Genomic DNA, 13,660 nt, shown 5'->3' with positions numbered 1-13,660 from the left:
TTGGGGAATCGGGGAAGTAGGGCTTGAGGATCCTGTTGGTATTGCGTCCCCATTGTAGCGGAACTCGCCAAGAGTTTCGCTCTCGGCGGTGTCGCCGAGAAAGGGTGTCGCCGGGAGCGACCGCCGAACGCCGTTCGCGGCTTCCACCACCAGCCGGCGGCTCGCGCGGTCTCGGCGTCTTCGTATACTGGGACCATGCCCCGAGACGATACCAGCCGCAATCCGCCAACGCGTTCACAGTGGAAAACACTCGACGAGTCGCCACGCGCGCCGCGCGGGCTGGGGCAATCGACGATTCTGAGTGTGGTTCGCCAAGCTCCGGTCGGGCCTTTGTCGCCACTGATCGCCTCTCTGGTCGTCGCCGTGTTGTTGGGCGTGACGCTGTATGTGGGTTGGTTGGTGCGAGAGCGTGTGCGAGGCAGTATTCGCAATTCGCTCGAAACGGTGCTGGCGGCCAACATCAACGCGCTTCAGTTGTGGCTGGCCGACCAGCGAGAAACGGCCAAACAGTATGCCGCCGAAGAAAGTTTGCGTTCGATCGCGATCGGGATTCTGGAACGAGACTCCGAAGATGCCCAGGAGATGCCATCGCACCAATCCGAGTACTTGCGGGATCTGACGGCGCGATTGAGCGACGCCGGTTACTTGGGTTGGGCGATCATCGATCCGTTGGGCGGAGTACTGGATTCAAGCGATGATCGCTTCAATGGCAGCGCGATTCCGTTTGGTAAAGAACTGTTTGAGCGTTTGACGTCCGGAAAAGCCTCTGTGACACGCCCTTTCGAAATCGCGACACGCCAGGTCGGCAACCAGGAAAACGGTGCGGAGAAAATTGCGGTCATGTGCGCGATCGCTCCACTGCGCCACGACCTTCGGACCGGCGGTTTCTTGTCGTTGATGATCGATCCATCCAAGCAGTTCAGCAAGATTCTGTCGGTGGCTCAATTGGGAAACAGCGGCGAGACCTATGCCTTTGATCGGCAGGCGGTGATGATTTCGAGCAGCCGATTCGAATCCCAGCTGTCCCAAGTGGGGTTGCTCGCGCCCGGGGAAACGAGTCCGCTGAAGATTCATGTCCGCGACCCCGGCGTCAATCTTCTCAAACAGGTCAACGTGCCGGGCGAACCGACGACGTGGCCGATGACGCAGATGGCCGACAACGCCACGCGTGGCGGGGCCGGTTCGAACGTCGTCGGTTACAACGGGTATCGGGGCGTTCCCGTGGTTGGCGCGTGGACGTGGCTTTCGGAATACGATTTCGGGATCGCCAGCGAATTGGATGTCGACGAAGCGTTTGCGTCGCTGCAAATCATTCGCAATTCGTTCCTGGCACTTTTCGGTGCCGCGTTGATCGCCGCGGCGGTTCTGTTGGCGCTTGCCTGGATCACACGCCCACGCGAAATCAACACCCGTCGCGTCGAGGCGTTGAAACGGCGTTTGGGACAATACGATTTGCATCAGCGGATCGGCCGCGGCGGGATGGGCACGGTCTATCTGGGCACGCACGGATTGCTGGACCGCAAAGTCGCCATCAAAGTCCTCGAAAACGCCGACGCGACCGAGCGATCACTGGCCCGGTTCCAGCGTGAAGTTCAGTTGTCGGCACGGTTGAAGCATCCCAACACCGTCGAGATCTATGATTTCGGCCGCACCGATGAAGGCACCTTTTTTTATGTGATGGAGTATGTCGAAGGGATCTCGCTGGAACAGCTGGTCGACTATTACGGACGTCAACCGGCCGAACGCGTGATCTATTTGTTATTGCAGATCTGCGGATCGATCTCGGAAGCTCATTTGGCGGGGATGATCCACCGCGACATCAAACCGGCAAACATTCTGTTGACCTCGCGGAGCGGGATCCATGATTTGATTAAGGTGTTGGACTTCGGATTGGCCAAACAAATCGATCATGATTCGGTCCAGTTGACGCGCGTCGATTCGCTGACCGGCACGCCACTGTTCATGTCGCCCGAGTCGATTCGTGATGCGGCCTCGGCCGACGTCTTGAGCGACATCTATTCGATCGGTGCGGTGGGTTACACGCTGCTGTGCGGCTCGGCACCGCTGGAAGGCGAATCGGCGACCGACATTTGCGCCAAGAAACTGCACCAGGAACCGGAACCGCCGGAGCGACGTGTCGGCGTCCCGCTGGCCAAGGACCTTCAAAAGATCTTGCTGCGGTGTTTGCGTTTGAACCCGGCAAAACGACCGCAGTCGGCACAACAACTGGCCGGGGAGCTGCTGGCGTGTGCCGACAGTCCCCATTGGACGCAAGCGGACGCTGCTTTATGGTGGCGCGAGATCTTCGACGGGCCCTATCTGGACGATTTTGAGCTCAGCGAAGAGAATCCCTCGGCCGACGGCACCCAAGGTGACACCGCCGTGAACGAAAAACGTCCAGCGGCCAGTCCAGGGGCCAGCCCACTGGCTCAATCAACGGCGAACTGAACACCGGATATGTTTGGTCACAAACGACGAAAATCCCCGCCCCAGGTCGACTGGCCACGGCTGAAAGCGTTACTCGAAGACGATGATCGTCGAGCCGCCGTCGAGCGTCTTTACCCCGATCCCGGAAACGAAAGTTTCCTCTCGGCGCTGCGTCGCATTGAGCCGAATTTGGCCGGCGATGTGGTTTCGCTGGGGCGTCAGGTGTTTCACGGTGCCCGATTGGCCGAGTACCCGACGTTGGCCGTCGCCGGCATGCTCAACAGCGGAAAAACCAGCCTGGTCGCCGCCTTGCTCAGCCGGCACGGGCGTCGTCGTACGCTGCGTGGGGTCGCCAACCGTCAAGGCACCCACCGGTTCGTCCTCTGGCTGCCTCAAAAATGGCGTGACGAGCCCGACCTGTGGCAGTTATTGCTCGATGATTTCGGCGATGCCGTCGGACACCCGCCCGAGCTGCTGGCGGAAATGCCCGAAGAGGCGCATGAGCAATACAACAATCGCAGCGGCGGCGTCGACGCGCTGGGCGTGCCCCTGGTCGCGACCGACCCGGCGTTGGATGACCTGGGGATCGGGTTGTTGGATTGCCCCGACATCGTTTCCGACGAAGTGTTCGGAGTCGGTTCGCCCGAGCGGCGGCGTGAATTGCTGGGCAAGGCATCGACGTTCTGCAGCGCGTTTCTGGTCGTTTCCACCCCCAGCATGGCCCGCGATCGTTCACTCGGGGACATCCTGCAAACGATCTCCGATCTGATGCCGGGCATTCCTCGTTTGTTGGCCGTCAACAAGATCCGTCCCGGTCAATCGCCCGAAGACGTTCTGGAATCATTTGAACCTCAGGCGAGCAAGTATGGTGTCGAACGCGTCTACGGGGCTTATGATTTTGAACTGCCCAAAAGTGAACCGTTCATACCGAAGTCGGCCAAGGACGGGGACCAGGAGTTCGTGATCGAGAACAGCGACGAAGATCCGCTCCCGATCTTCTTTTCACTCTCGCCCCAAGCCGACGAGAACCCGCCCGCGGAAATCAATTGTGACCGATTGTTAACCCACCTAACACGTGAACTTGATCGTCCCGAATCATCGGACCGTTTTTTGTTGGGGCGTCACGCCGCACTGCGTCGCGCGGTCTGGAACCGCGGGTTGTCGGCAGTCGAAGAGGACGCGGAAAAGTCGCTTCGGCTGACCTTGCGGGCGCGTCAAACATTGCTTGACACGACGATCAACCTGTTTACCAAACAGACGACCGGCGGGGCGATCACGGAGGTTCGGATGCACCAAAGCGAACGCATCGTGCGTCAATTGGCCGATGCGTTTTGTGACGCCGCCCCCTGGTATGCTCGCTGGGGCGTGCGGATCAACACCTTCATCCAAGGCCGCACCAAAGCGGCGACCGACCTGTTCAAACAGTACGTGCCGACTGCGATGGCAGAACGGTACGCCGAATCGATCAAGGAAAAGTTCAAGGCGAAGAAGGTCGGCCAGCTCGTCAGTCCCGAAGAGCTGGAGATCTCGCTGCGTCGTTTCGGCGCCGCACTGACCCTGCCGCACTGGTTCGACGGCCAGAACGATCCGGTCGACGGTGCGGCGTGGAACCAAGCGATGCACGATGTCTTACGCAGCTTTGAAGAAAACGATCGCGTCGTGTTCGATAGCGAACAATTGCGCAACGTCGCCGAAGAGATGTGGCGGCAGATCCCGCGTCATAAAAAGCTGGCCTTCGGGCTGACGCCACTGGCGGCGATGCTGGCCGCGTTCGGAAGCGTCTTGATGTTGCCGGTCGATTTCGGGGCGACGGTCTTGGTGGCCAACGCGTCGATTGTCGAATTGCTGGCCGCCGCCGGGCTGACCGCCTTTTCCGCCTACTGGGCCGGCGGAAAGACCGCCCAGACGCTCAGCACCCAGGCCGCCGTCGAACAGATGTCGATGTTTTATGTCTTGCTGTGCCACCAAATCGGCATCGATCCCGGCACCCCCTTGCCGTCGATCCGGATCAAGCAATCCAACGTGTTGTTCCCCACGCCCAATGTCAAGGTCGCCTCCGACGGCCGGGCAAGGGCGACGCTCGCGGTCTATCGTATGAACAGCACCTTTCGTCAAGAATTAAACGGGATCCTGCCCCGCGAGTCCAAACATGCATGAATCCTCTGAAGCATCCGTCCCCCCTGACGACGAATTCTTGAATCGGGTTCGTCGCGCCGGGGCTTCGGTCTTGGGCGACAGCGAAACGGGGCGTGCCGTCCGAGCCCTGTGCGATGAACACGCCCGGGCGCGGCAATTGCTTTCACAGGACCGTGCCGCCGGTGCCCTGGTCCTGGCCGTCGTCGGCGCGACCGGGCAAGGCAAGTCTTGGTTGATTCGTCAATTGATTCGCCGCTCGCCCTCGGCCGCGTCGATCCGCAGCGGCAACAATGCCGACCAGGCGACCGAGGATCTGGTTTGGGTCGGTCCGCACCCGCCGGTCGACTTGGATCCGCGGTTCGAACGCTTCATTCGGGTTTCCACCGCGGACATGGAACCGATCGGCACGCCGTACATGTTGGTCGACGCACCTGGGGCGACGGACAACCGAGCTGGAATTGCCGACGTCGCCCGACGGGCGCTCTCGCTGGCTTCGGCCATCGTCTTGGTCGTCCGCCGCGATCAGATCCGCGGGCAGACGCCGTCAGCACTTGCCGTGGCAAGCGAAGGCACGATCGTCATTCCCGTGATCAACACGATCGGCGCCGACGACGCGGCCTTGCATACCGACATCGATGCCTTCCTGGCAAACCTGCGTGCCGCGGCGCCCGAAAGCATCATCGCCCGACCGATCCAGGTCAACGATTTTGAACTCAGCGGCCAAAACGAAGAACAGATCGGCGCTCAGGCGGCCGGCCAGTTGCTCCGCCAATTGCAAATCGAGTTGGAAAACAACCCCGACAGCGATCGACGCAAATCGACACGCCTGGCCGCGCTGGACGGCCGTTTCCGATCCGCATTGAGCGCGCTGTTGGCCGATGAATTGCCCGGATTGACGCGCGCGGTCGGCCGGCTGAACGACGAAGCGACGAAGTTGCCCGGCGAAGTCGCACAGACGCTCGTCGGCCCCGACGGACCGATGCAAGCCGCCGTGCGAAGTCGTTTGCGTCTAAAACTGTTGACGTCGACCGGCGCGATTTGGTTTCCCTATCGTTCCATCCTGGGCGTGTTGAACTTGACCCACGGGGCCTGGGATCGCGTGCTGTTGTCGTTGTCCGGTTCGCTGCCGTCCCTGGTCAGCACGATCTGGACATCGACGCGAAGCTTGACCTCCGATCGCAACGCCAACGACGAACTCCGCGACGGACTGCAGCGCCGCAGCGCCGCCGCCGTGACCGATCGCTTGGGACCGCTGGCGGCGCAGTTTCGTGAAGAGTTGGCGCTGTTGCAGCGTCACGACCAGGAAGACGGTGCGGGATCGCTCGCCGCTGGCGATTGGCGTGTTTCGTCACGCTCGGAAACACAGCACGTCGCGTCATTGGCCGGCATCGACGCGTTGCAGGAACGGTCTCACAAGATCTTCGAAGACGCGGTCGAGGAGAACTCCGTCGCTCCGTCGACCGCCACCAGCATGGCCATCATCGGAACCTTGATCTTTTGGGCGTTGATGGCCGGCCCCTTCGTCGCGCTGTACGGCGAATATCTGAAAGCGAGTTACGAAACGTTGCTGCACGTTTCGGCGACCGACGCTTCGGGTGAACGACATCCGCTGGAACACTTTCCCAAGCCGGAGTTCGCGATGGTGATCACCAGTTTGGTGCTGTCACTTTTGCCGACCGCGATCTTTGCGATGGTCGCGCTCTCGAGTGCCCAGTCCAACGGTCGCACCGGGCGCGCCCAGCAAGCCATTCGCCGCGGCCACGAGGAAGCGATCGCCCAATTGCAGCACGATCGAGTGCTGCGTCTGCGCTGGGACGACCCGTTGCTGACCGACGCAGAATTCCTGGTCTCCGCGGGTCGGTGTTAGGTCTTGTTGCCCTTGCTCCCGGCTCCAGGCCCTTGCTCCCGGCTCCAGGCCTTTGTTCCCGGGCTCCGCCTGGGAACACATTTCGCGGAGGCTCCGCCTCGCGTTGCACGCGGTTTGTGTGGCAGGAACCACACCTGCATTGCGTTCCAAGGCGGGAGCCTTGGAACGAGGGTCGGCGGGAGGTTTGCACGGGGCTGCCAGGAGGGCAACAAGCAAGAGTTTCGCGTCGGCGATGAACTGGTACACTATCGCCCCCAACGGTCACCGCTCCATCAACACTCATCCACGACCTAACCATGCCGCAAGGATTGCTCGTTCCGTTTGATGTGTTGCTGGCCCAGGGGGATGTCGACGCGGCGGCCGAAAGCACCGGTTTGCTGGACATCGTGCTCAGCGGCGGGATCGTGGGTGCCGTCATCCTGGTGGTCCTGCTTTCACTCAGCTTCCTCGCGGCCTACCTGGTGTTTGACCAAATCATGACGCTCCGCCGTGGAGAGGTCCTGCCGGAAGGCTTGAGTGAAACGGTGCGGCAAGCGTTGCTGACCGGCAGGCTGCCGGAAGCCGACGCGGCCTGTCGGCGTGAACCGAGCGTGCTGAGCGTGGTGTTGCTGTCGGGGATCGCGGAAGTCGACTACGGCTGGCAGGGTGTGGAAAAAGCCGTCGAAGATGCACTGGCCGAACAGTCGGCGCGGATGATGCGGCGGATCGAGTACCTGAGCGTGATCGGCAACATCGCGCCGATGGTCGGGCTGTTGGGAACCGTGACCGGGATGATTTTCGCCTTCCAACAAGTTGCCACGACTCGCGGTGCGGCCGGTGCGGGTGACTTGGCCGAAGGGATCTATCAGGCGCTGGTCACCACGGTCGGTGGTCTGGTGGTGGCGATCCCCGCGCTGGCGGCCTATGCGGTCAGCCGCAACCGCGTGGACACGCTGATCGCGGACGTCGCGTTCCAAGTCCAACATGCCCTGGCCCCGATCAAACGCCGCCCGGCAAAAACCGTCGCCGCCCCCAAGCGATCCTGAACCGCGATGCGGCCATCCTGCCAGCGGGAAGCGTCAGCGAGCGGCCCGGGTTCAACCCCGCAATCAATTCCTGCCCCACCACGAACCCCTTGCTCACGCGACGGGCTGGCATTTGATCCTGACGTGTCGACGATTCCGCATCGGCTTGGTACCCTCAACGGCGTTTCGTCCTCATCCCCTTACCCCCCGTTTGTCCGCCGGTATGGCCGTATTGATTCAAGTCCGAAATGCCCATAAGCGATTCGGCGACCAAGTCCTACTCGATGGTGCCGACGTTTCCCTGGTCGACGACGTAAAAGTCGGCTTCATCGGCCGCAATGGTGCCGGGAAAAGCACGTTCTTGCGAGCGATCCTCGGCGATGAAGAACTCGAACAGGGCGAGGTCATCCACCATCCCTCGTTGCGGATCGGATACCTCCGCCAGCACGATCCGTTTCAACCGGGCGAGTCGGCGTTGGATTTCTTGATGCGGGAAAGCGGCCAACCCGATTGGCGCTGCGGTGAAGTCGCCGGCCAATTCGAACTCAAGGGGGACTACCTTAATGGTCCCGTGAAATCGCTTTCCGGGGGGTGGCAGACACGGGTCAAATTGGCGGCGCTGCTGTTGAACGACCCCAACCTGTTGATGCTGGACGAACCGACCAACTTCCTGGACCTTCGAACCCAGATTCTGTTGGAGCACTTTCTACGGACGTTCAACAAAGCGGCCTTGATCGTCAGCCACGATCGCGCGTTTTTGAAAGCGACCTGCTCGCAAACGTTGGAGCTTTCGCGCGGCAAGCTGACGATGTATCCCGGCAAGATCGACCGGTTTCTGGAGTTCCGCGAAGAACGTCGTGAGCACGATCGCCGCGTCAACGCGACCGTCATCGCCAAACAAAAACAACTGCAACGCTTCATCGAAAAAAATCGGGCCAACGCGTCCACCGCCAGCCAGGCGCGCAGCAAGGCCAAGCAATTGGAACGCTTGCAGACCAGTGAAGTGGAAGTCGATGAACCCACCGTTCACATCCGTGCCCCACGCGTCAATCCGCGCCAGGGCACGGTGATGCGAACCGAAGAGCTTTCGATCGGTTACCCGGGCCACACCGTCGCCGCAAATATTTCGCTGGAAATCGAACACGGCCAACGGGCCGCCATCGTCGGCGACAACGGCCAAGGAAAGACGACGTTGTTGCGGACGCTGGTCGATTCACTGGAGCCGATCGAGGGAACGATCAAATGGGGCCACGCCACCGAGTTGGGCACCTACGCCCAACACGTCTACACCAGCCTGGATGACCGGCGGACCGTGCTGGAACATCTGGAGTACGAATCGAATGCCGACACGACCCGCCAGGATTGTTTGGCGATGGCCGGCGCGCTGCTGTTTCGCGATTCCCACATCAACAAGAAAATCAAAGTGCTCTCCGGGGGCGAACGTGCCCGGTTGTGCATGGCCGGATTGTTGCTCGGGACGGCCAACGTGCTCGTCTTGGACGAACCCGGCAACCACCTGGACGTCGAAACCGTCGAAGCCTTGGCCGATGCCCTGGTCGACTACCAAGGCACCGTGATCTTCACCTCGCACGATCGGCACTTCATGCAACGCGTCGCGACCAATGTGATCGAAGTCCGCGACGGAACAGTCAAAAACTACTTCGGCAACTACGAGTCCTATCTGCAAAGCGTCGAAAGCGAAGTGGATGCGGGGGAACGCGAACGCGACCGTGCGGCCGGAAAACCCTCTTCACCGCCACCGAACAAAACCGCCAGCGCGGAAGATTATCGCGAAAGCCAGCGGCAATCGCGAAAGACCGAAAAGGAACTCAAGAACCTGGAAAAGAAGATCGCCCAACTGGACGACGAAAAGAAATCCATCAACGAAAAACTGTTGACCGAAACCGACCCCGAGGAAGCCGTACGGTTGCACGACCAATTGACCGAAATCGGCAACGAACTCGAACAGGCGGAAGAACGTTGGATGGAGTTGAGTGATTTCTAGAATGTCGCGTCACGACGTCGTGGCTACGCTCGCCAGAGCGTGGAAAATGCCGCGGCCCACCTTCTGGTGAAGGTAGCTACGACTGCCTTGTTCGGTGAACGGTCGTGTTCAGCGGTCACGCGGTGCATGATGACTCGACTCGCTACCGCCGCGAAAACAAATCGCTGAGGACGATTTGCTCGATCAACTCACGCGTCGGATAGTCTTGCTCGGCAAGCCGATCCAGAATCGCGTCGATCGTCGCCCGGTCGCCCAATTCGACGCGGCGGCCGAGTGCATAGGCGAGCATCTTTTCGGTGAACGCACGGGCAAAGAACGCTTTCCGCTCGACCAACAGCCTTTTCAGTTCTCCGACGCCTGCAAACGTTTGCCCGCTGGGAAGTTTGCCCGAGGTGTCGATCGGTGCCTTGTTCTCGTATCGGTTCCGCAGCTCACCGATCGGGTCAAAGCACTCCAGTGCAAACCCCAGCGGATCGATCTTGCGATGACATTCGTTGCAGGCGGCCGAGGAGCGGTGTTTCTCCAGCAGGTCACGCACCGATGTCGCGCCGCGAACATCGGGATCAATCTCCGGCACATCGTCCGGTGGTGGCGGCGGGGGCGTGCCGAGGACGTTCTCCAGCATCCAAACGCCGCGGACGACCGGTGAGGTTTCGATCCCGTTGGCCGAGACGGTCAACACGCTCGCCTGGCCCAGCAATCCGCCGCGACGCCGGTCCGAAAACGTGACTTTGCGGAATTCATCAGCGCCCTCGGCAGGCACCTGATCGACGACGCCATAAAGCTTTGCCAGATCGCGATTGATGTACGAATAATCCGCGTCCAACCAGCGGATGACCGATGCATTTCCATCGATCAAGTGCCGCAAAAACGCTTGTGTTTCGCGTTTCATGTCGCCCTGCAAATTCGACGCGTAATAACGCCAAAACGTGTCGCGGTCGGGCGGCATTTCACCCAGGGCACGCAGGTTCAACCAGGCGTCGGTGAATCCGGTGATCATCGCATCGGACCGGGGATCGGCCAACAATCGACGAGTTTGGTCCAGCAATGCGGCTCGGTCCAGTTGCCCGGAGTCGGCCAGGTCTCGCAGCATTGCGTCTGGCATCGATCCGGTCAAAAAATACGACAACCGCGCGGCCAGGGCATGCTGGGACAACTGATCGGATTCTGGTCGACAATCGGGGTGCAGGTACAAAAATGCCGGCGAACACAGAACGGCCTTGAGTGTGTCCTTGTACGCATCCATCGGTTCGCGTCCATCTCGCCGGCGGATCTCGTACACCACCATCAACCGATCCAACTCACCCGGTTTGAGCGGCCGACGATAGGCCCGGCGAGCGAACGCTTCGGTCAACTTTGACACGTCCGCCGGATTGAACTCTCCGTCGGGCAAAACGCTCGCCAAGGTGCGGCTGGGCCACTGCCGAAAAATCGGGCCACGGATCGCGACTTCGTGGATTCGGATCTGGGGGACCTGGCCATAACGCAACATCACGTTCCGGCCGCGAACGATCCCGCTTCCGCCCCGCGCGTGCTCGGGAAGCAGATGGGAATACATCCGGTGCAGCCGTGTGTGCAGCGGTCGCACTTCGCGCAAGCCGTTTTCGAAGGTGAATCGCGGCGTGATTCCCCGGTCCAAGTGAACCTGCATCGTGTACCACTGCGGGTCGCCATCTTCGATCGTCCGCTGGGCCAACAATGGTTGAATCGGCTGCATCGTATGCAGGCTGCCCGCGTCGGCGTTGCCGGGCCGAATGCCCAGACGAAACTTTTCGCTCAAATCGATCTTCAGAACCGACTCGGAGTACGGCGTGTCACGATGCAGGGCTTGGGCGAGCACACGGATTTCGTAGATGCCGTCCGTCGGCACGCCCTGTCGGAAATCTTCCAGCGGCCCATAGGCACCCTCGGGACGGTCGGCCAGCGGGCTATCGTACAGACACAGGTAGCGAAAATTGAATGCCGCCCGGTGCGCCAATTTCAGCTCGGGTTGCTGGTGAAAATCGCCGTCGAAACGCCACGTCTGCTCTTCGGGTGGATCGAGGTTCGCAAAAGCCTTTTCGACGACCTTTTCGGCTGCGTCCAGGTATTGTTCCAGCAGGTACCCCGACGTCACCAGCGCATCGCCGACGTTATCCAGGTGCTCGACCGTGTTATCGCGTGGAAAGCGATCGGTCGGATCAAACATCGACATGTCCAATTGAAACAGATCGCCGACTGTCGATAAGTATTCTCGGCGCGTCAGCCGGCGCAGCACGGTTTGCCCACCGGTGCTGGTGGACTGTTGACGCAATCGCTGCAGTGTGTCGGTCAAACGTTCGATCGCTGCCTGCCGATCGTCACCCGACGGTTGGTCGGCGTCTTCGGGCGGCATGTCACCGAGCGTCAACTGGTCGATGATTTCTTGCAGCGTGATCAATGTGTCGGGACCGGCGGACGATAAATCAAGCGTTTCAAACTGACGCTCTCCGCTGGCATCGTCGGCGTTGTGGCAATCGACGCAGTAGTCGCGCAGAAACTCGTTTGCATCGACTGCAAAGGCAGGCGTCGCGATCATGACCGAAGCGATCAAACAGCCGAACATCCAGCTCAGCAGCTGTTGTTGCCGCAGCCCCGTCATCGAAGTTCGCCGCATCAAACCAACTCCAAACCCGTCAAGGTGCCGGTGCTGGTCGAGAAACGGTCGGCGGGGACTCCGAAGCGGTGCAGCAAGGTCAAGAACAGGTTGGTCAGCGGCGGTCGATGCGGGCTCGATCGGTCAAACCACATCGGATCGCGATGGCGCAGTCCTCCGCCGGCGACGACGATCGGCAGATTCGTGTTGGTGTGGGAATTCGCATTGCCCATCCCACTTCCGAACAGCACCGAGGTTTGCTGCAACAGATTCGATTCGCCGCATTCGGTTTCACGAAGCTTGGTCAAGAAACGAGAGAATTGTTCGACCTGATAGGCCTCGATCGTCTTGAGCGCCTCGATCGACTCTTCGCGTTGGCCGTGGTGCGAAAGCGAGTGGTAGCCGCTTTTGAACCCGAAATCGCGGGCTTCGAAATCCCCACCGATTTCCAAGGTTGCAATTCGAGTCGAATCGGTTTGCAGTGCCAGAGCGATCAGCTCGTACAACATCGGCAGGTCGTCGACCATGTTGGTGTTGTTCGGGGCGTCGAACGGCGCCGGCGGTTTCTCGATGTCGATCCATTGTTTGCTGTCCCCGAGCCGGCGTTCGACGTCGCGGATCGAGGTCAGGTATTCGTCCAGCTTTTGGGCGTCGCGACGATTGAGTTGTTTCGAAATGCTGTTGGCGTCACCACGGACCGCATCGAGGATGGACTCCTTCATCCGGAACCGATCGGCGGCCCGCTGTTTGTCTGCCGCAGCGATTCCGACGAACAGTTTTTCGAACAACTCCCGCGGCCCGGTGATCGGTGGCACACGTGTTCCCGAACGGCTCCACGACATTTGGCAGCCGCCATGGATCCCCGAATCGCTACCGACGGTCAAGGAGGCAAATCGAGTCTGCCCGCCGATCGTTTCGGCGGCCAACTGGTCCAGCGTGATGTTTCCGTCGGGCATCGATTTCGCGTCCACGCTGCGCACCCCCGACAAGAACGCGTGAATCGCAAAGTGGCCTCCTTTCAGCCCGTGGTCCAGACCACCGATCACGGTGAAATCGCCGCTGTGGGGCGCCAGGGACGCAAGCGTCGTCGACAAACCCGCCGAACCATCGCCACCGCCACTCGCATTCACATCGTCGGTTTGCTCCGGCCAAAACGCTTCCGGGTAAAACCCCAGCATATTGCCGATGCAAACCATCCGCCGCGGTGCCGGTGAGGAAGTCGCAGACGGGGCATCCGATTCCGCCGCGGCGGCGCGGTTACGAAGCGAATCGAAGGCAGGCAGTGCGATCGAAATACCAGCGGCCTGCAGGATCGATCGGCGACGGACAACCGGACGCGGGGGACGGTGGCGATTCATGGCGAAAGACCAACGGGGTGGGAAGTGGTGGGCGAGGCGGAGGGGCCTTCACAAGGCCCCTCCAGTTTACACCATCGGCCAACCCGTTCGAAATATCCTCTTATGCAGAATCCCCCTCCGCCGAGAGTGTCGTGCGGTTTTCCCCCGTCGCCTGAACCACAAGGGAGGTCGATGCCCATCGTCTTCCCCCCATCGTCTTCCCCCCATCGTCTTCCCCCCATCGTCTTCCCCCCATCGTCTTCCCCCCAT

7 protein-coding genes are annotated in these 13,660 nt (G+C 60.7%); 5 read left to right on the top strand and 2 right to left on the bottom strand.

Annotated elements, in window-relative coordinates; translation table 11 throughout:
• The first annotated feature begins 195 nt into the window (after nt 1-195).
• The 5 genes from Mal15_RS09820 to Mal15_RS09800 all read left to right on the top strand — a co-directional run bounded on the left by Mal15_RS09820 (nt 196) and on the right by Mal15_RS09800 (nt 9,439).
• Complete coding sequence (locus tag Mal15_RS09820; protein WP_147867589.1) at nt 196-2,448, top strand: serine/threonine protein kinase; 2,253 nt, start codon at nt 196-198, stop codon at nt 2,446-2,448.
• 9 nt (nt 2,449-2,457) lie between these two features.
• On the top strand, nt 2,458-4,584 hold the full coding sequence (locus Mal15_RS09815) for a hypothetical protein (protein ID WP_147867588.1): 2,127 nt from the start codon (nt 2,458-2,460) through the stop codon (nt 4,582-4,584).
• Entirely contained in the window at nt 4,577-6,430 is a 1,854-nt protein-coding gene (locus Mal15_RS09810) for a GTPase domain-containing protein (protein WP_147867587.1), read from the top strand. Before Mal15_RS09815 ends, Mal15_RS09810 begins: the two co-directional genes overlap by 8 nt.
• Before the next feature lie 296 nt (nt 6,431-6,726).
• Nucleotides 6,727-7,455, top strand: coding sequence for a MotA/TolQ/ExbB proton channel family protein (locus Mal15_RS09805; RefSeq protein ID WP_147867586.1), 729 nt, complete (start codon nt 6,727-6,729; stop codon nt 7,453-7,455).
• Between the two features lie 202 nt (nt 7,456-7,657).
• The gene (locus tag Mal15_RS09800) at nt 7,658-9,439 is read left to right on the top strand and encodes an ABC-F family ATP-binding cassette domain-containing protein (protein ID WP_147867585.1); all 1,782 of its coding nucleotides are present in this window, start codon (nt 7,658-7,660) and stop codon (nt 9,437-9,439) included.
• A 142-nt stretch (nt 9,440-9,581) separates the two neighbouring features.
• Here the strand turns inward: Mal15_RS09800 and Mal15_RS09795 are convergent, their stop codons facing one another.
• Nucleotides 9,582-12,074 carry a DUF1592 domain-containing protein gene (locus Mal15_RS09795; protein ID WP_233903382.1) on the bottom strand — a complete coding sequence of 831 codons (2,493 nt, stop codon included), beginning with the start codon at nt 12,072-12,074 and terminating at the stop codon, nt 9,582-9,584.
• Nucleotides 12,074-13,411 carry a DUF1552 domain-containing protein gene (locus Mal15_RS09790; RefSeq protein WP_147867584.1) on the bottom strand — a complete coding sequence of 446 codons (1,338 nt, stop codon included), beginning with the start codon at nt 13,409-13,411 and terminating at the stop codon, nt 12,074-12,076. The genes Mal15_RS09795 and Mal15_RS09790 overlap by 1 nt, the downstream gene beginning before the upstream one ends.
• Nucleotides 13,412-13,660: the final 249 nt, after the last annotated feature.

The sequence above is a fragment of the Stieleria maiorica genome (assembly GCF_008035925.1).
GTDB lineage: Bacteria > Planctomycetota > Planctomycetia > Pirellulales > Pirellulaceae > Stieleria > Stieleria maiorica.
Note: the sequence above shows the minus strand (reverse complement) of the source record. Positions and strands in the feature narration are given on the sequence as shown.

Excerpts from the sequence above, each read along its gene's own strand:
- Mal15_RS09800 (WP_147867585.1), top strand. The coding sequence starts at position 7,658 with ATGGCCGTATTGATTCAAGTCCGAAATGCCCATAAGCGATTCGGCGAC.
- Mal15_RS09790 (WP_147867584.1), bottom strand. The coding sequence starts at position 13,411 with ATGAATCGCCACCGTCCCCCGCGTCCGGTTGTCCGTCGCCGATCGATC.
- Mal15_RS09810 (WP_147867587.1), top strand. The coding sequence starts at position 4,577 with ATGCATGAATCCTCTGAAGCATCCGTCCCCCCTGACGACGAATTCTTG.
- Mal15_RS09820 (WP_147867589.1), top strand. The coding sequence starts at position 196 with ATGCCCCGAGACGATACCAGCCGCAATCCGCCAACGCGTTCACAGTGG.
- Mal15_RS09805 (WP_147867586.1), top strand. The coding sequence starts at position 6,727 with ATGCCGCAAGGATTGCTCGTTCCGTTTGATGTGTTGCTGGCCCAGGGG.
- Mal15_RS09795 (WP_233903382.1), bottom strand. The coding sequence starts at position 12,074 with ATGCGGCGAACTTCGATGACGGGGCTGCGGCAACAACAGCTGCTGAGC.
- Mal15_RS09815 (WP_147867588.1), top strand. The coding sequence starts at position 2,458 with ATGTTTGGTCACAAACGACGAAAATCCCCGCCCCAGGTCGACTGGCCA.